Raw genomic sequence first — 16,371 nt, 5'->3', positions numbered from 1 at the left:
ACAGCTTCAGAACAGCCAGCTGACAGATATCGCTGCGCAGTCGCGGCCGGCAGGGCGGCACGGGCCAACTTGATGCAATCGATGCATTTCGTATTGAGTTGCCCAGTCAACCAAATTTGATTTGGCCACGTTTTTCGCATCAAGCATGTACGTTCATGCTTCACTTGGGGTTATCACATGAAGATGTCTTCTCTCCTGCTGGCTTTGAGCACCTTGTTCGCCGGTGCGGCTTTCGCACAAGCTCCCGCCGCGGCCACCGCGCCCGCTGCCGGTAATGCGCCTACTGTGAAAGCGGTTTGCAAAGACGGCACGGCATTTGAGGGCACCACCATGCGTGGCGCTTGCAGCGGCCACGGCGGTGTAAATAAAAAGGCCGCCGCCGCAACGACCGCCCCGGTTGCAGCCGCGGCCGCAGCGGCGCCCGCCGCACCTGCAGCTCCAGCCATGCCTGCGGCTCCTGCCAAGACGGCTGCTCCTGCTGCTCCTGCTGCTCCTGCTGCTCCTGCTGCTCCTGCTGCTCCTGCTGCTCCTGCTGCACCCGCTGCACCGATGGCGCAGGCATCTGGCGGCGGGGCCGGCCAAGTGTGGGTCAATAATAGTACCAAGGTCTACCATTGCCAGGGCGACAAGTACTATGGCAAGACCAAGCAAGGTGCGTACATGAGTGCGGCCGATGCCAAGGCGAAAGGATTCCGCCCTTCAAAGGGCAGCAAGGCCTGCGCGGCTTGAGAGCTGGGGGCATTGCCCCGAAATCAAGGTGAGGCGCCAAATAAGGCGCCGATGCCTGCGGTGGCCGCCATGGCAAACGTGCCCCAGAAAGTCACGCGCGCGATGCTTCTGATGACAGGGGTACCACCAATGGCCGCGGCAATGCCGCCCAGCACAGCCAGGAAGAAAATGGCTGTCGCGATGGTCCAGGGAAGCAAGGCCTGCTTCGGGGCCAGCAGGACCACCCCCAACGGCATGGCCGCGCCTACCGCAAAGCTGGCGGCGGAAGCCATCGCGGCTTGCAAGGGGCGGGCGCTCAGTGTTTCCGAGATACCCAGCTCGTCGCGTGCATGCGCGCTTAGCGCGTCATGCGCCATCAATTGAGTGGCGACTTTGTCCGCGAGCGGTTGATCCAGGCCCCGGCGCATGTAAATGGCCATCAACTCCCGGTGTTCGGCTTCAGGCTTGGTAGCCAGTTCCTCACGCTCTCGCGCCAGATCGGCCTTCTCGGTATCTGCCTGTGAATGGACAGATACGTACTCTCCGGCGGCCATGGACATGGCTCCAGCTACAAGACCCGCTACAGCCGTGGTCATGATGTTGGCGTGGCTGGCATGGGCCGCCGCTACACCCGCGATCAGGCTGGCGGTGGAAATGATCCCGTCATTGGCGCCCAGGACCGCGGCTCGCAGCCAGCCTATGTGCTCCGTACGATGGCGTTCGGGGTGAGTGTGACGGTGAAATTGAGCCATTTGAGTTCCAGGGCGTGCTTAGGGTTTCTGACTTGAGCGGCGTCCTGGAAGCATGCGTACAAGCGTGTTGTCATGAACGACATAGTGATGAAGCAAAGCCGCTGCGGCGTGCAGTCCGATCAGGAAATAACCCACCGTGGCCAAGGTCTCGTGCACTTCCTTGATTTGCCGGGAAAGGGCCTTGTCCGGACCAATGAGGCTGGGCACAGATAGGCCGAAGAGGATGATAGGTTCGCCTTTCGCGCTTAGTACCAGCCATCCGAGTATCGGCATGGCGATAAGAAAAGCATAGAGCGCATAGTGGAAGAGGCTGGCCAGCCTGGTTTGCCACTCAGGCATCGGCGGTTGAATGCCGGGCGCGGCGCCGGATTGCCAGCGTACGCCGACGCGGACCACCACCACCAGAAGCAAGCACAGGCCCAGCAGGAAATGAAATGACTTGAAGGCTTCTCTCATCTCGCTTCCCTTGGGGGCGAGTCCACGCAGTTCCATGCTGGCGTAGATAACGATCAAAAGCCCGAGCGTCAGCCAGTGGAAGCCGATAACCCAGGGGCTGTAACGATCGTCCAGATTTCTGATGCTCATACGCAACTCCGTTTCTTAAATTCTCAAATACCGGATCCACCTGCCACGACCGAGCGTGGTGGCGGCAGTGCCGCACCAGTTTGTTCCATGATGGTTTTTGCCGCATGCGCTAGCGTGGCAGCTGAGCGGTCGGGCAAAGAGACGGTCAAGGCTTCTCCAAACTGCTGGAAATTACGCTGCGTGGAAGTGGCGTAACCTGGGTCGTAGTGCTTTTCCAGTAACTCACGCACCACGGCCTCGGTCTGCCCCGTGGCTACCTGGGTTTTCCAGGCGTCGATGACCGCGCGGCCGCGCAGCGTCATTAGCGTGTCCAGCCGCTGGCAGAAAAAAGCAGGGTCACTGACGAAGAAGGGATAGTCTTCCAGGAGCAGGGCTACGCGCTCATCTTCCGGGAGATCTACCCGCAGGCAAGGGCTTGTGCGCATGGGCTGGATCAGCGCGTCGGGAAGCGCGACGTTGCCTACCTTCTTGCTTTCTGCTTCCACATACACAGGCCGCGATGGATCGAACCGGCACAGTGTTTCCCAAAGGAGCATTTCGAAGCGCTTTTGCGTGGGTTGCGGCTTGCCCGGGATCAGGCCCAGGACGGAGGCACGGTGGCTGGCCAGTCCTTCGAGATCGAGCACCTGCGCACCCGCCTCGGACAGTGCGTGCAGAAGGCGCGTCTTGCCAGAGCCGGTGGGGCCGCAGATCACTTGGTAGCGCAGCCTTTCGGCGCACGCGGGCAGATCGGCCAGCATGGCGGCGCGAAAAGCCTTGTAGCCGCCTTCGATCAGGTGCACGCGAAAGCCGATCTGGCCGAGCACCAGCGACAGGGCGCCGCTGCGCTGGCCACCGCGCCAGCAATACACCAGGGGCCGCCATCCCTTGGGCTTGTCCATGGCCTCGCGCTCGATGTGGTTGGCGATGTTGCGCGACACCAGCGCGGCGCCGAGCTTGCGGGCCTCGAATGGATTGACCTGCTTGTAGAGTGTGCCCACACGCGCGCGTTCTTCGTTGCGCAGGCTGGGCCAGTTGATGGCACCGGGAAGGCGGTCCAGCTCGAATTCCCCTTCGCTGCGTGCGTCGATGACGGCGTCGAACTCGGAAAGGCGAGCCAAGGCCTCAGGGGCAGGAATAGAGACAACGCTCACTTCAGCAGAGACCTCAGAACGGGCCACAGGTTATTCAGAATAGTGGGATGGGCTTGTGCCGTGGGGTGGATGCGATCGGCCTGGAAGAGCTTGAGCGCATCCGGTTGGTCGGCGACGCCTTTCAGCATGAAGGGCGCCAAGGCCGCCTTATGGGCATTGGCCACCTTCTCGAACAAGGCGGAAAAGCGGTTGCCGTAGTCGGCACCGTAGTTGGGCGGCATTTGCATGCCCACCAGCATCACCTTGGCGCCTGCCTGCTGCGCGGCTTGCGCCATGGCGGCGAGGTTGCCTTCGGTCATCGCCAGGGGGAGCCCCCGCAGGGCGTCGTTGCTGCCCAGCTCGATCACCACCACGCTGGGGTGATGCGTTTTCAGCAGGGTGGGCAGGCGGGAGCGGCCGCCCGAGGTGGTGTCTCCGGAGATGCTGGCGTTCACCACCTTGGCCGGGATTTTTTCGGCCAGGAGCTTTTTCTCCAGCAGCGCCACCCAGCCTGTGCCCCGAGCCAGTCCATACTCGGCACTGAGCGAATCGCCCACCACCAGCACAACGGGTTGAGCAGGCTGTTTTGCCGGAGAATTGGCCGGCTGGCCAGCCGCCAGAGCCCCGATCGGGAGGCTGGCCAGCGCGAAGCGGATAAAGTGTCGTCGGTACAAAGTCAAAAGTCCTCAATGCCTGATTCAACGCCCGGCGTAACGCCAGACGCCTCCCGCCCCGCCATCATTGCCGTGGAGCACGTTTTCAAGTCGGTCACCGACTCCACGGGCACGCTCGATATTTTGCGTGATATTGATTTCACCCTGCGCCAAGGCGAAACCGTGGCCATTGTCGGCGCTTCGGGCTCGGGTAAGAGCACGCTGCTGTCCATCATTGCCGGCTTGGATACGCCTTCGCGGGGCACGGTGCGGCTCGAAGGCGAAGATCTCTTTGCGGTCAGCGAGGACGCCCGTGCGGCGCTGCGGGCGCGCAAGCTGGGGTTCGTTTTCCAGAGCTTTCAGCTTCTGGGCAACCTGACCGCGCTTGAAAACGTCATGCTTCCCCTGGAGCTGGCTGCCCGCAAGGACGCCCGCCGCGCTGCCACCGACATGCTGGCGCGCGTGGGACTGGCGGAGCGGCTTGGCCACTACCCCAAGGTGCTTTCGGGCGGCGAGCAGCAGCGCGTGGCCCTGGCGCGCGCCTTTGTCATGCATCCTGCCGTACTGCTGGCGGACGAACCCACAGGGAGCCTGGACTTTGCCACGGGCGAGACCATCATGAACCTGATGTTTGAGCTCAACCGGGAGCAGGGGACCACTCTGGTGCTGGTGACACATGACAGGACGATCGCAGATTTGTGCTCCCGCCGGCTCAAGGTGGAGGCCGGCCGGATTGTGCAAGATAGCGCGGTGGAGCTGGCGGCCTGAGCCACCAATCCTCGATAGCCGGGCTCTAGGAGACATGAGTCGATAATCACCCCATGTCCACCCCCAAAGTGCTTTTCGGCTTCCATGCCGTCGGTGTTCGCCTGAAGACCGCTCCCGCCACTGTGATCGAAATTTACGCCGACCCCACACGGCGTGACGCGCGCATGAAGCAATTTCTTACCCGTGCCGCCGAGGCAGGCGTGCGAGTGATCGAGGCCGATGGCGTGCGCCTGGCTAAACTGGCAGGTAGCCATGGCCACCAAGGCGTGGCCGCGCGCGTGCAGCCCATGGAGCAGGCCCGTTCACTGGATGACCTGCTCGATGCCTTGTCTGATCCGCCTCTGCTGCTGGTGCTTGATGGCGTGACCGATCCGCACAACCTGGGGGCCTGCCTGCGCGTGGCTGACGGCGCGGGTGCGCATGCCGTCATCGCGCCCAAGGATCATGCCGCAGGCATCAATGCCACGGTGGCGAAAGTGGCCAGCGGCGCGGCGGAGACGGTGCCTTATTTCATGGTGACCAACCTCGCCCGTACCCTGGGTGAATTGAAAGAGCGCAATATCTGGGTCACCGGCACTTCGGGCGATGCCGACAAGACGCTCTACCAGATTGATTTGGCAGGCCCGACCGCCTTGGTGCTGGGAGCCGAAGGCCCTGGCATGCGCCAACTCACTCGCAAGACCTGCGATCAACTGGTGAGCATTCCGATGATGGGGGCGGTGGAAAGCCTGAATGTGTCCGTGGCCAGCGGAGTATGCTTGTACGAAGCCAGACGGCAGAGAGGCGTCTGAACATGAAAATGGGTCCACCAACTCCCATCCTGCGCATGTTCGACGAAGCGCTTGCGCGGGCGTTCTACGTTGATTTCCTCGGTTTCACCGTGGATTGGGAGCATCGCTTCGAGCCAGGCTTGCCTTTGTACCTGCAGGTTTCCAAAGGCGATTGCATCCTGCACCTTTCCGGCCACCACGGCGACGCCACTCCTGGCAGCCATGTGCGCGTGGCTTGTGGCGATCTGCGAAGCTATCAGCAGGGCCTGCTTGCCAAAAAGTATACCCATGCCCGCCCGGGCATCGAGGAAGCGCCTTGGGGCCTGGATATGACGGTGGCCGATCCATTCGGGAACCGCCTGACTTTCACGCAGCCTTCGTCAGACTGAGTGCCCACCGCTTCGCGCCGGTACCTACTCCCCATGCAGGATCGCGTTCGCGATTTTCTCCGCCACCATGATGGTAGGAATGTGGGTGCCGCCGCTCGGCACCAAAGGCATGATGGAGGCATCGATGACGCGCAAGCCCTGGCAGCCGAGAACTCGCGCTTGGGCATCCACCACCGAGAGAGGGTCTCCTTCGGACCCCATCCGGCACGTCCCGCACGCATGCCCGGTGCCGCTCACGCTGCCAAGCGCGAAATCCGCCAGGCGCTGCTCGTCTGCGACGACTTCATGTGCAGGAGCCATGCGGGCCAGGCGGCTGATCCATCGTTTCCCTAGATCCGGGGCTACATCGAGAAGCGTGGCGCCCATGCGGGCACGAACGGCATTGAAGCGAGTCGGCTCGTTGTATCGCATCAGGCGGCTGATGTTGCTCACGTTCAGCAGCACTTGCGGGGCTTCGGATACCGCATCCAGGAACCCATACAACTTCGCGGCGAGGCGGAATCCTTGCATCATCCTTGTGAGGTCTCGCTCGTCTTGCAGAAAATTGAATTCCACCAGTCTTTTGCCGTGGCTTGTGAGGGTGACGCGGCCCCGTGAAAAAGGCATCGACACAGTCGGAGCCACGGCGCCCATCCGGCGGCCGAGCGCATGCCAGGACAGCCAACTGCGGATCGACATGCCCATATCGCCAGAGGGCAGCCCGCCCAGCCCGGAAGACCAGCGCAGGTAGCTGGAACCCGCCGGGCGGATGCCATCAGGCTCGATGCCCGCGCGGCGCAGGAAGGACACCATGAACAGCATGGGGTGGTTCTGCAGGTTGGCGCCCACACCCGGCAGATGCTTGCGCACGGCGACGCCCGCAGCCTGCAAGCTGGGGCCATCGCCAACGCCCGCTCGCATGAGCAGTTCCGGCGAGCGCAAGGCACCGGCACAGACGAGCACTTCTTTCGAGCGCAGCATCCGTTCGTTTCCCTGCGCGTCGCGCACGCGCACACCCACAGCGCGTAACGGCTGCGCGTCGTCGAACACCAGGCCTGCGACCTGTGTATCGGCCATCACGTCGAGATTGGGCCGCGCACGCACTTCAGCGGTCATGTAGCAAAGTCCGGCTGATCCGCGCCGGTCGGTATAGCGGCTCACGGGGAGAGTGCAATGGCCATCTGAAAAATCGCCATTCATGTCGGCCACGTCGGCGAACCCTTGCTGGCGGGCAGCTTTACGAAACTCGCGCGCGAGAGGCGACCACTCATCTACCGGTTGGCGCCGGATGGGGACCGGGCCTTGGGTTCCATGCAGTTCACTGATGAAGTCATGATCCGTTTCAAGTCGGCGAAAAAAAGGCAGTACGTCGCTCCATCCCCATCCTCGCGCGCCATTGGCGGCCCATGCATCGTAGACCTCTGGCCTGCCCCGCATCGCCCACATGCCCATGATGTTGCTGGTACCTCCCAGCCCTCGGCCTTGTGGCATGCCGACCGCCGGCGACTGGGCCGCATTGCGCCAATGCACCAGCGTGTCTGGCCACGCGTGGATGGCATTGAAGGTAGAGAGCGGGAAGATGCTGCGAATATCGCGCGGTTCTTGCCCGGGCTTGATGTCATGCCCCGCTTCGAGCAGAAGCACGCGGCGTTGGGGATCGGCCGATAGCCGGTGGGCCAGCACGACACCCGCGGTGCCTCCTCCGACGATCAGAAAATCATGGGCGCTGTCGCCCTGTTTGCGCAGGTTCATATCGCTTTATTCCGGCTCGATGCCTGCCTGTTTGACCAACCGCGCCCAACGTGTGTGGTCGGCCTGTAATTTTTGCTGAAAGGCCTGCTCGCTGCCGGGTGCGGGCTCGAAGGCGAGGGTCGCAAAGCGCCTATGCACTTCAGGGCGTGCCAGTACCCGTCGCAGTGCCGCGTTCAGCGTGCTGGCCACTTCAGGTGGGATGCCTCGGGGCGACACGATTCCGCTCCAGGAGATGATCTCGTAACCCGGTAGGCTTTCGGCCAAGGTGGGGATTCCAGGTGCCAATGGCGAGCGAGCGCTGGACGTGAGCGCCAGCATGCGGAGCTTGCCCGCGCTTTGCTGAGCCAGGGCCGTGCCAATGTCGATGAAGCCAAGCTCTACCTGGCCACCCAGCAGATCCGTCAGAGCCTGCCCGTTGGCCTTGTACGGTATGGCTTGCACCGAAGTGCCCGCCAGGGCATTGAGCAAACTGATGCAAACTTGTGATGCGGCGGAGAAGTAGGGCGCGTGCCAGTTTTTTCCGGGTGCGCGCAGATGAGCGAGCAATTCAGTCACCGAGCGTGCGGGATCATTTTGCCGAACCACTAGCGCCCACGCGGCTGTACCGATCAAACCGATGGGCGCGAAGTCTTTGATGGGGTCATAGGGCAGGTTGCGGAACAGACTGCTGTTGGCAGCATGCGTGCCATTGGTGGCTACGAGCAAGGTGTAGCCATCGGGTGCGCTGGCTGCCACCTGGCGCGTACCCAAAATACCCTGGGCGCCCGGCTTGTTGTCCACGACGACAGGCTGCCCGAGCTCTTGTGCCAAGCCTTCCGCAATGATGCGGGAACTGCTGTCGGTCACCATACCCGGGGCGAACGGAACGATCAGCCGGATGGGCGTGGCCGGGTATTTTTGTGCGTGTGCCGATCCTGCGCCCAGGGCCAGCAATAGCGCCAGCACGTCGCGGCGTTGAAGAGGGTTCGTCATGCGTGAAGTCTCCGGAATGGGGTCAGGAAAGCGGTGCCCGCATCGGGCGCCGGCAGGGGGAATGGCCGCTAGGTGAGCGCTGCGAACAGATCTGGCAGTGCCTTCGCGTCACGCTGGGACACGCACCGCCGCACGGCGAGCACCAGCCGCTCGTGGTCCGTCTCGCTGAAGGCCTCTGGGTTTTCGTTAGCGAGACCGCGGGTCAGCGCCACGGTTTGCTCCCAACCCATCACCAGCGTCTGCGTACCGGTGGATGAGGCGCTGAACCGTCTTCCATCGAGAAGATGAACCCCGAGCCGGCACTCGAAAGGCGCCAACGCTTCGTCCGCGCGCACGCGCACCTGCTTGCTGCGAGCGTGTACGGGGTCGGCACTGTAGCGGTTCGCAAAATCAGTCTGAAGCAGGCCGCCATGCTCCAGGGCGAGCTGCAGCATGAAGGGCGCGCTCATGATGGCGGCCGCCGAAGAGTCGAAAGGGCCATGGCGCTCCACACCAGGGTAGGCCGCGTGGGAAGGATGCAGATGCAATTCAATGTCCTCCACCTGTTCGGCACGCAAGCCTTCCTGACGAAGAAGATCCAGAAGAACTGCCGTGGGCACTTGGTTGATGGCACAGCCTGGGAAGGGTTTGAAGCTCACTTCTTCGCTGCGCCAGCCTTCCAGCGAGATCGGTCTTGTTGCACCCCCTATGGCGCGATAGAAACCGCCTTTGCCTTCCAGGATTTCCGATGCGGCCTTCATGCCGTGGTGGGCCAGTAGCGCGGCATTCAGTCCAGATCTCGCGGCATGCGCTACCTGCACGGCCCATTCCGATGTGCCTTCCGCATAGCATCGCACCAGGCCACCCGCAAAATTGGCCGATAGCGACAGGGCATTGGCAATTTGATCGGCATCGCACTTCAGCAATCGGGCACAGGCCGCTGCAACGCCAAAGATGCCGAACAACGATGTGCCTCGCCACCCGCGTTCCATCGCGGCCGCGGCCATGCCTTCTGCGATGCGCGGAGCCACTTCATAGCCCGCCACCAGCGCTGCCACGAAAGTGCTGGCGTCCGCGCCTTGCTCCTGCGCGAGGGCCAGCACGGCAGGAATGACCAGGCAGCCGAGGTGCCCGTTCATGGCCGCGTGCGTGTCGTTCTGTCCGCGAAGGGTAATGGCCGCTGCATTCGCGGCCGCCGCGTCGAGCGCGCTCCGCGTGCCGCCACCCAGGAGAGTGGCCATTCCGTTCGCTGTACAGACGGCCCGGATGGCGTGTTGCACTGGGTGGGCTGGATCCGCCGCGGCTCGGCCGAGGCAAAGGTTGTAAAGCAAGCAACAGGCCATGCGCTCCAACACGACATCCGGCAAGGCTTCTGCGCAAAGCCCTTGTGCGTACGCTCCGAGTTGATCGACGTGGCTCATTTCTTTGTGCGAGGAGTCAGTCGACATGGATATGGCGTGTGCTGATCAGGTGGCCCAACTTGGCTTTCTCCGCTTCGAGAAACTTCGAGAAAGCTTCTGGTGTTCCGCCAGCGGCATTGAAGTCCATCTGACGGAAGCGCTCTGCCAGTTCAGCGGAGGTCAGCACGGCATTGATATCCGCATTGAGTTTTTTCCGAAGGCTGGCAGGTGTCTGGGCGGGCAGGAACAGGCCGAACCAACTGCCGGAGCGGAAGCCCGGCACGCCAGCCGCTTCGGCAGTGGGCACTTCTGGCCAGGAGGCCAACGGTTTGTCGCTGCCTACCAGAAGCGCCTTGATTTTTCCCGTCTCGACCAGGGCGCGCGAGCCCGAAGATTCAAACACCGCGTCGATATGGCCTCCGGCCATGGCGGGCATCGAGGCGCTGCTGCCCGCATACGGCACGGCCAGTATCTGGAAGCCGGAAGTCGCGGCCAGGTCCTCCGCGTTGAGATGCGGACTTGAGGCGACACCGGAGGTCCCGAACGAGATTCCCGAGGGCTGCTTGCGGGCCCATTCCACGAATTCCTGATAGTTCTTTGCCGGGATGCTGGCGCGTACATAGAGTACGCTGGGCGTCGCGCCCAACAGCACGACCGGGGCGAGCGCCTTGGGGTCGAAAGGCGCGCCCCGGCGCTGGAATTGCGTGGTGATATAGCCCAGGCTGCCCAGCAAAATCGTGCGCCCGTCCGTGCCTCCTTGCTCGATGGCATAGCGAATGCCCACCACCGAAGCGGCACCTGTCTTGTTGACCACCACCACGGGTTCGCCGATACGCTTGGAAAGCGCATCCGCGACATGGCGTGCGAGTGCGTCGGTAAAGCCCCCGGCTGCGTAGGGTACGACCAGTTCAATCGTCTTTGCATTCGCCTGGCTCGCCATCAGCAACGCGAACGAGCTTGCGGCCACGAGTTTGCCGAGGCCTCCAAGGCGAAAAAGGCGATGGGGTCTAAGCGGGTTTTTCATCGTGTCTCCTGATTTCTTGGGGGCGCTGCGGCGGCTGCCCGCGTCTGGGTCTGTAATCTAAATAAGCATTTACATCAGAACAAGCTTAATTTTTAGATCCATATAATTCAAAAAAATGGAAGTATTGAGCGATGAGCAAACTCAACCTGACCAATCTCGAAACAGTCTGCGCCATCAACCGCCTGGGCTCTTTCGCAGCGGCTGCACGGCGGTTGAACGCATCCCAACCCGCGATCACCGCCCGGGTACGGGAGCTGGAGCAGAGCATGGGTTTCAGCTTCTTTCAGCGCCAGGGCCGGCGCATGGAACTCACCATGGAAGGGCGGCTGTTCGTCGAACGTGCGGCACCATTGATCGATCAGCTCGATGATCTGGTTCGGCTGCAGGCGCATGCTTCGGCCATGCAAGGGGTCGTGCGCATCGGTGTGGGCGTGACCACGCTGATCTGGTTTCCAAAAGTGCTTGCGCTGCTCAAGAGCGACATGCCCAATGTCCATTACGACATTGACGTCGACATGGGCATGAACATGCTTCACAAGCTGGAGGAAGGGCGCCTGGATCTGGCCATTGTGGCCGGCGCCGTGACACGCAGCCGGATGAACACCGTTCCCCTGAGTTCCGTGGAGCAGCGCTGGCTGATGTCCAGCCGCGTGGCGCGGTTCCGGGATGGCAAACCCCTGTCCACCGGGGAGTTGCTCGACAGCGCTCCCTTGTGGCTTGTCTCGCGGCCATCAGATTTCTATCCCCGCGCCATTCAGGATGCCCGCCGCCTGGGGGCCGCGCTTCGCAACGTCAACACATGTGCCAATACGGCGGCGCTGATGGAACTGATGATCCACACGGAAGGCATCGGCGTGGTGCCTACCATCCTGGCCGCGGACCATCTGCGAGCCGGCACCCTGGTGCACGTGAGTGCGGAATTGCCTGCGGAACCTTATCCGCTCACCTTGGTAGCGCATGTCGATCAGCGACAGGCCATCGTGCGCCACATCATGGATCGGATCGTCCACCACGATCTCAGCGTGGGGCGTGCGAGGCGAGCGTTGGAACGTTCACTGCCTCAGGAAAAGCAAAGTGCTCAGGAGCTGATTGGCGCCGCAGAGGACGAAGGATCAGGGCCTTCGTCTATCACAGGGTTGCGCAAGAGCCCGATGCCCTCGATCTCCACCTCGACTACATCGCCGGCGCGCATCCACAAGGGCGGGAACCGGCGTAAGCCAACGCCAGCGGGGGTACCCGTAGCCAATACGTCGCCTGGCCGCAAAGGGGTGAAGCGCGAGGCGTAGGCAATCAAGCTCGCGATGTCGTGCACCATGTGGCTGGTCTCGCTGCGCTGTACCCGCACACCATTGAGGCGGGTCTCCAATACCAGGCGCCCCGGATGGGGCACGGCGTCCGCCGTGACCAGCCAGGGCCCGAACGGCGCCGTCGCCGGAAAGTTCTTGCCGGCGGTGATCGACTCCTTCTGGAAATCCCGCACACTCCCGTCGTTGAAGCAGGCATAGCCAGCCACCATTGCCATCGCATCTTCCTTGCTGACATGACGCCCGGCGCGGCCGATGATCACGGCGAGCTCTCCTTCAAAATCGAGGCACTCGGACACCACTGGCCGCACGATGGGCTGCCCGTGGCCGACAAGGTTATCGGTAAAGCGGGCAAAGAACGCGGGTGCTGCCGCAGCGGCGGAGTTCGCTTCCTGCGCGTGCTCTGCGTAGTTGAATCCCACGGCAAGGATCTTGCCTGGATCGGGAATGGGCGGCAGGAGTTGCAGCTCTTCAAGGGGCTGAGCCGTTTTGTGTGAGAGCAGGCTGGGGAGCGAGCCGAGTGCGCCAAGCTTCAGGAGCTGCCGAATGCTCCCGATACGTCCGTGTGTGGCGCTTGTGCCGTCAATGACCCGGAGGCTCCCGCCTTGATCCACTACGATGCCCCAGCTCACTCCACCATCCGCGGCATAACTCACCAACTGCATCACGTTTCCTCTTTTGATCAGCAGGCTACTGTAGAGGTGGCAGCACTCCCGGACAACTCAAAAATACGAAAGCCGTAGCTTCAGGATTCTGGAAGTGACGAATCACCATTTGGGCGGTGTGATGGACAAGGCTCGGAAACCTGCCGGTTCATGGCGTGGAGAGGTAAGGTCCTGAGGTGGAATAGGGAATCGAGAACGCGGCCAGCACATTTGCGAGCAGCTTGCCCATCCTGTCGTCGGCCTGCAGCACCCAGCTCGTTCCCACGGCACCGGCATTGAACACTTTGCCGCCTCGTGGCCGATTCCAGACGATCATTTCGCATGAAAGCCCGTTCAGCGATTCAACGGGTTGTTCGAAGAAGTCCAGGTAGGCGTCGAGCGGGCCGGGGAGCTCCCGAATGCCTTCAGCAATGATCTCAATGCCTTCCTGTGTCTCCGGCGGATCAGCATCACGAGGTACATGCAGGGTCATGCGCATCAGCGTGGCGGTGGTGACATCCCATTCGTGCCCCACCGCTCGCGGCAGCTCGCCGTTCGGGCCATGTCCGAAGGTGTCGCCGTTTTTCATTCCTGTGTCTAAAGGCGTACGGAAGATGGGGTGCGACGCATCCCTCACCTTGAAGACACCGAAATCTTCGGCCCGTGCGAAACCCCAACCCGCTGTTTCCAGGCCAATCAGGCCGGCGCACGATTTTCCCGAATATCGCCACAACCCCCTCGTTGGCCATCCTGGCTGTGGTATTGCTCGCCGTGCGGGCCGGCAGGGGCGGTTACTTCTTCATCGCTATCGCTTTGGCCGTCGTGCGGCGTGCGCGTCTTTCGCTGCTCCATCACGGTGCAGTCTTCATTGAAGCTGACACGCCAATACATGGAGTTGCCTGAAAGCACGATGACATGGCCGCCTCGGCCGAGATAGTCCTCGATCCCTTGATAGGCGGGCCCGGACCAGTATTCGCTGTGCCCATTGATGATCACCGCGCGATAGTCCTGCAGGAGCCCTGGATTTCGATGAAGATCGATGTCGGCTACCAGGTCGTATTCGTATCCATGGCGATCCAGCCAGACATGGAGCTGGCGTTCCAGACGGACCCATTGCGCGAAGCCGCTGTCTTCCGGGGCGTAGAGCTCGTAGGGAGCTGCATTGGGCCGGGGCATTCGCACGCCCACGTAGTAGGACGGTTGGCCCGCGCGGTGGTAGTTGTAGGTGCAGTGAGTCGGCACGAGCGGGTTCGAGGTGGGCAGGCCCGCGCAGCGCCTCGGCCAGGTGGCTGGCTGCGCATGGGTATCGGCAAAAGGGGAGGCTGAGTACGCCATCCAGGAATTGGTGGCGCACAGCACCAGCAGCCTGGGGGCTGGGCGCTGCCTTGCGCGCTTCACGACGAAGGTGACGTCGTACCGGACCGGCGCACCGTTCCAGTTGAACTCGAAGCGGCCCACATACAGCCCGCTTCGCGCAGCGGCGGGCACAGTGAATTCATGCGTGGCGCTCCACCCGCAGTCGACCAGGTCATCGCTGGCAAACCGGACGCCGGCTCGGTCAGGACCGGCATGTAAGCCGTCACCCGTGAGCGCATGGTCCCGGTATCGGGGAACCTCTGCCGGATTGAAAGCCGGGCCATTGATGCCTCTGGTGCCGTGATTGCGCAATACGCCGTCATACCCGGGCGCGCCATGGGCCTGGATATGCGAGCCCCGTAATTCGTTCAGGGGCCAGTAGCAGATCAGGCCGGGATGATCGGGAGGGGCGAGGGCGCGCCTGTTGACGCGGTCCATGATGGCGGCCGGGGTAAGCGCCGCACTGTACAGCGCGGGCATGGCCAGATCTCCTTCGAGAAAAAGATCCGAGCGGCCTTGGACACCGCATGCGCCCAGCCGCAAGGGATGGCCTGGTAAAACCAGCATGGAGCCTGCTCGCGAGCGGGCGGCGCAGATGCCGTCCAGCCAGATCTCGACCTGGCCGTCATTGAATGTGGCCGCCACGTGCATCCATTGGCACAGCGGAACCGGCTTGGGTGACCGCAGGATTCCTTCGCTCCAGCGGAGAACGATATGACCGTCCGGATCGGCGAACAGCCCCATGCCGCAGCCTGTGTCTTGGCCCATGCTGTCGTCCACGGTACCCGCTTGATCCATCTGGGAAAAGATGGTTTGCCAGCGAGCCAGTCCCCAGATCTTGGTCCAGCACTCAAATGTCAGCCCTGGGTATTTTCCCGCGGGGATCCCATTTTTCACATGAATGCAGGAGCCCGGGTGAATGGGTTGCACCACGGGTTCGTTGCAGGTTTCGGTGGTCAGAACCTCGTCTTGCGAGGGCCCGGTGGTGTCAGGGCCGAGGCGGCACAGTGAAACCGTATAAGGAATGCTGGCACTGACGTGAAACGCGATCCGTTCTCCGGCCTCCACACTGATCTGGTCGCTATAGGCATGGAGGCCCGCAAGCTCAATGGCTCTCATGAGGTGGGTGTGGAAACCTGGTTCAGTCGATTGAAAAACCGGACGCCTTGACCACGGGCCCCCAGGTGGCCAGATCGCTGCCAACCAGAGCTGCCAACTCGGCAGGGGAGCTGGGATGGGCTTCCATGCCCAGCTTCAGCAACTTCTCCTGGACGCCTTTCTGGGCCAGCACTTTGTTGAGCGCTTCGTTGAGGCGGTGGGTGACCGCATCCGGCGTTGTCTTGGGAACAAAAAGCGCTGTCCATTCGAGGGAGTCGAATCCTGTCACTCCAAGTTCCTTGAGCGTGGGAACGGATGGCAGCAATTGCGCGCGCTGTGTGCCATTCACGGCCAGCACACGGAGCTTGCCGGCCTGGGCATGCTGTGCGACGTCCAGAATCGGCAGAATACCGCCGGTGATCTGGTTGCCGAGCAGATCCTGCACCAGCGGTGCGGCGCCTTTGTAGGGCACCGCCTGAAGCGGGGCCTTCGCGTCGCTGCCGAGCTTGTAGCCAATGAAATGAGAGACGCTGCCCGCGGCGGGGACACCGAAGTTGCTGTATCTGCCGTCGCTGCGCGCGAGATCGGTCCATTGGCGCACGTTGGTGGCGGAAACCGCGGAGGGCACCGCAATGGCCTCATAGAAGCTGGTCATGCGGCCGATGGGTTTGAAATCGGCCACCGGGTCATACCGGACAGCCTTGGAGGTAAGGGGGAGCATCACCATCATGTGGGAATTGGCCACCAGCACCGTGGTGCCGTCTCCCGGTGCGGCACGAACGAAGTCAGCCGCGATCTGGCCACCCGCGCCGGCCTTGTTCTCGACGATCACGGTGGTCTTGAGTTCGTCCTTCAGCCCTTCCGCCACCATCCGGGCAACCGCATCCGCGGAGCCGCCAGCTGGATAACCCACGATCAGCCGCACTTGCTGCGGCCTGGCCTCTTGCGCCAGCGCGCTCGTGGCCAGAGTCAAGGCGGAAACCGCCAAGGTAAGGGACTTGCGGAAAAAGCTCATTGAATACCTCCGTGGGTGGATGGCCGGCAAACTCTCCGGTCTGAGAACGTGAACACGTTCTGATGTCAGCTGACCGACATGTTCCTGTCATGCGGGGGATTGGGTAGTATG

16 protein-coding genes and 1 pseudogene are annotated in these 16,371 nt (G+C 62.4%); 5 read left to right on the top strand and 12 right to left on the bottom strand.

The window, feature by feature from the left end:
• Nucleotides 1–177 precede the first annotated feature (177 nt).
• The gene (locus WJU18_RS19835) at nucleotides 178–729 is read left to right on the top strand and encodes a signal peptide protein (RefSeq protein WP_423455034.1); all 552 of its coding nucleotides are present in this window, start codon (nucleotides 178–180) and stop codon (nucleotides 727–729) included.
• A 23-nt stretch (nucleotides 730–752) separates the two neighbouring features.
• Here the strand turns inward: WJU18_RS19835 and WJU18_RS19830 are convergent, their stop codons facing one another.
• Genes WJU18_RS19830 through WJU18_RS19815 form a run of 4 tightly spaced genes read right to left on the bottom strand, consistent with a single transcriptional unit; the run spans nucleotide 753 to nucleotide 3,831 of the window.
• Nucleotides 753–1,460 carry a VIT1/CCC1 transporter family protein gene (locus tag WJU18_RS19830; protein WP_423455033.1) on the bottom strand — a complete coding sequence of 236 codons (708 nt, stop codon included), beginning with the start codon at nucleotides 1,458–1,460 and terminating at the stop codon, nucleotides 753–755.
• 18 nt (nucleotides 1,461–1,478) lie between these two features.
• Nucleotides 1,479–2,045 (bottom strand): cytochrome b, encoded by a 567-nt coding sequence (locus tag WJU18_RS19825; protein WP_423461050.1) that lies wholly within the window; start codon nucleotides 2,043–2,045, stop codon nucleotides 1,479–1,481.
• A 23-nt stretch (nucleotides 2,046–2,068) separates the two neighbouring features.
• Nucleotides 2,069–3,178, bottom strand: a complete 1,110-nt coding sequence (mnmH, locus tag WJU18_RS19820) for a tRNA 2-selenouridine(34) synthase MnmH (protein ID WP_423455031.1) — start codon at nucleotides 3,176–3,178, stop codon at nucleotides 2,069–2,071.
• Nucleotides 3,175–3,831: an arylesterase gene (locus tag WJU18_RS19815; protein ID WP_423455029.1), complete on the bottom strand. Its 657-nt coding sequence runs from the start codon at nucleotides 3,829–3,831 to the stop codon at nucleotides 3,175–3,177. The genes mnmH and WJU18_RS19815 overlap by 4 nt, the downstream gene beginning before the upstream one ends.
• A 15-nt stretch (nucleotides 3,832–3,846) precedes the next feature.
• Here WJU18_RS19815 and WJU18_RS19810 point away from each other — a divergent pair, with 15 nt between their 5' ends.
• From WJU18_RS19810 to WJU18_RS19800, 3 genes are read left to right on the top strand one after another with little or no spacing between them, the layout of a single operon-like run.
• Nucleotides 3,847–4,578: an ABC transporter ATP-binding protein gene (locus WJU18_RS19810; protein WP_423455028.1), complete on the top strand. Its 732-nt coding sequence runs from the start codon at nucleotides 3,847–3,849 to the stop codon at nucleotides 4,576–4,578.
• Between the two features lie 53 nt (nucleotides 4,579–4,631).
• Entirely contained in the window at nucleotides 4,632–5,369 is a 738-nt protein-coding gene (rlmB, locus tag WJU18_RS19805) for a 23S rRNA (guanosine(2251)-2'-O)-methyltransferase RlmB (RefSeq protein ID WP_423455026.1), read from the top strand.
• Nucleotides 5,370–5,371: 2 nt separating this feature from the next.
• Nucleotides 5,372–5,737 (top strand): glyoxalase superfamily protein, encoded by a 366-nt coding sequence (locus WJU18_RS19800; protein ID WP_423455024.1) that lies wholly within the window; start codon nucleotides 5,372–5,374, stop codon nucleotides 5,735–5,737.
• Nucleotides 5,738–5,761: 24 nt separating this feature from the next.
• On the opposite strand, the gene WJU18_RS19795 is transcribed toward WJU18_RS19800, so the two are convergent.
• The 4 genes from WJU18_RS19795 to WJU18_RS19780 form a co-directional block, all read right to left on the bottom strand.
• The gene (locus WJU18_RS19795) at nucleotides 5,762–7,468 is read right to left on the bottom strand and encodes a GMC family oxidoreductase (RefSeq protein ID WP_423455022.1); all 1,707 of its coding nucleotides are present in this window, start codon (nucleotides 7,466–7,468) and stop codon (nucleotides 5,762–5,764) included.
• Between the two features lie 6 nt (nucleotides 7,469–7,474).
• Nucleotides 7,475–8,440, bottom strand: coding sequence for a Bug family tripartite tricarboxylate transporter substrate binding protein (locus WJU18_RS19790; RefSeq protein ID WP_423455021.1), 966 nt, complete (start codon nucleotides 8,438–8,440; stop codon nucleotides 7,475–7,477).
• A 68-nt stretch (nucleotides 8,441–8,508) separates the two neighbouring features.
• Nucleotides 8,509–9,840 carry an MmgE/PrpD family protein gene (locus WJU18_RS19785; protein WP_423455019.1) on the bottom strand — a complete coding sequence of 444 codons (1,332 nt, stop codon included), beginning with the start codon at nucleotides 9,838–9,840 and terminating at the stop codon, nucleotides 8,509–8,511.
• 16 nt (nucleotides 9,841–9,856) lie between these two features.
• On the bottom strand, nucleotides 9,857–10,843 hold the full coding sequence (locus WJU18_RS19780; protein ID WP_423455017.1) for a Bug family tripartite tricarboxylate transporter substrate binding protein: 987 nt from the start codon (nucleotides 10,841–10,843) through the stop codon (nucleotides 9,857–9,859).
• A 131-nt stretch (nucleotides 10,844–10,974) separates the two neighbouring features.
• Here WJU18_RS19780 and WJU18_RS19775 point away from each other — a divergent pair.
• A pseudogene (locus WJU18_RS19775) lies at nucleotides 10,975–11,838 on the top strand (LysR family transcriptional regulator); the annotation flags it as partial.
• Nucleotides 11,839–11,921: 83 nt separating this feature from the next.
• On the opposite strand, the gene WJU18_RS19770 reads toward WJU18_RS19775, so the two are convergent.
• The 4 genes from WJU18_RS19770 to WJU18_RS19755 all read right to left on the bottom strand — a co-directional run bounded on the left by WJU18_RS19770 (nucleotide 11,922) and on the right by WJU18_RS19755 (nucleotide 16,260).
• The gene (locus WJU18_RS19770; RefSeq protein ID WP_423455015.1) at nucleotides 11,922–12,812 is read right to left on the bottom strand and encodes a fumarylacetoacetate hydrolase family protein; all 891 of its coding nucleotides are present in this window, start codon (nucleotides 12,810–12,812) and stop codon (nucleotides 11,922–11,924) included.
• 148 nt (nucleotides 12,813–12,960) lie between these two features.
• A complete protein-coding gene (locus tag WJU18_RS19765; RefSeq protein WP_423455013.1) occupies nucleotides 12,961–13,380 on the bottom strand; it encodes a hypothetical protein in 420 nt (139 codons plus the stop codon).
• Between the two features lie 107 nt (nucleotides 13,381–13,487).
• The gene (locus tag WJU18_RS19760) at nucleotides 13,488–15,266 is read right to left on the bottom strand and encodes a N,N-dimethylformamidase beta subunit family domain-containing protein (protein WP_423455012.1); all 1,779 of its coding nucleotides are present in this window, start codon (nucleotides 15,264–15,266) and stop codon (nucleotides 13,488–13,490) included.
• A 22-nt stretch (nucleotides 15,267–15,288) separates the two neighbouring features.
• Nucleotides 15,289–16,260 carry a tripartite tricarboxylate transporter substrate-binding protein gene (locus tag WJU18_RS19755; protein WP_423455010.1) on the bottom strand — a complete coding sequence of 324 codons (972 nt, stop codon included), beginning with the start codon at nucleotides 16,258–16,260 and terminating at the stop codon, nucleotides 15,289–15,291.
• Nucleotides 16,261–16,371: the final 111 nt, after the last annotated feature.

The sequence above is a fragment of the Ottowia sp. VDI28 genome, assembly GCF_049532675.1.
GTDB lineage: Bacteria > Pseudomonadota > Gammaproteobacteria > Burkholderiales > Burkholderiaceae_C > Ottowia.
The sequence above is the reverse complement of the archived record's forward strand: the minus strand, read 5'-3'. Positions and strand labels throughout refer to the sequence as shown.

What these genes read in the sequence shown, in the direction of transcription:
- WJU18_RS19835 (WP_423455034.1), top strand. Translation starts at nt 178, where the DNA reads ATGAAGATGTCTTCTCTCCTGCTGGCTTTGAGCACCTTGTTCGCCGGT.
- WJU18_RS19830 (WP_423455033.1), bottom strand. Translation starts at nt 1,460, where the DNA reads ATGGCTCAATTTCACCGTCACACTCACCCCGAACGCCATCGTACGGAG.
- WJU18_RS19825 (WP_423461050.1), bottom strand. Translation starts at nt 2,045, where the DNA reads ATGAGCATCAGAAATCTGGACGATCGTTACAGCCCCTGGGTTATCGGC.
- WJU18_RS19810 (WP_423455028.1), top strand. Translation starts at nt 3,847, where the DNA reads ATGCCTGATTCAACGCCCGGCGTAACGCCAGACGCCTCCCGCCCCGCC.
- rlmB (WP_423455026.1), top strand. Translation starts at nt 4,632, where the DNA reads ATGTCCACCCCCAAAGTGCTTTTCGGCTTCCATGCCGTCGGTGTTCGC.
- WJU18_RS19800 (WP_423455024.1), top strand. Translation starts at nt 5,372, where the DNA reads ATGAAAATGGGTCCACCAACTCCCATCCTGCGCATGTTCGACGAAGCG.
- WJU18_RS19795 (WP_423455022.1), bottom strand. Translation starts at nt 7,468, where the DNA reads ATGAACCTGCGCAAACAGGGCGACAGCGCCCATGATTTTCTGATCGTC.
- WJU18_RS19790 (WP_423455021.1), bottom strand. Translation starts at nt 8,440, where the DNA reads ATGACGAACCCTCTTCAACGCCGCGACGTGCTGGCGCTATTGCTGGCC.
- WJU18_RS19785 (WP_423455019.1), bottom strand. Translation starts at nt 9,840, where the DNA reads ATGAGCCACGTCGATCAACTCGGAGCGTACGCACAAGGGCTTTGCGCA.
- WJU18_RS19780 (WP_423455017.1), bottom strand. Translation starts at nt 10,843, where the DNA reads ATGAAAAACCCGCTTAGACCCCATCGCCTTTTTCGCCTTGGAGGCCTC.
- WJU18_RS19770 (WP_423455015.1), bottom strand. Translation starts at nt 12,812, where the DNA reads ATGCAGTTGGTGAGTTATGCCGCGGATGGTGGAGTGAGCTGGGGCATC.
- WJU18_RS19765 (WP_423455013.1), bottom strand. Translation starts at nt 13,380, where the DNA reads ATGAAAAACGGCGACACCTTCGGACATGGCCCGAACGGCGAGCTGCCG.
- WJU18_RS19760 (WP_423455012.1), bottom strand. Translation starts at nt 15,266, where the DNA reads ATGAGAGCCATTGAGCTTGCGGGCCTCCATGCCTATAGCGACCAGATC.
- WJU18_RS19755 (WP_423455010.1), bottom strand. Translation starts at nt 16,260, where the DNA reads ATGAGCTTTTTCCGCAAGTCCCTTACCTTGGCGGTTTCCGCCTTGACT.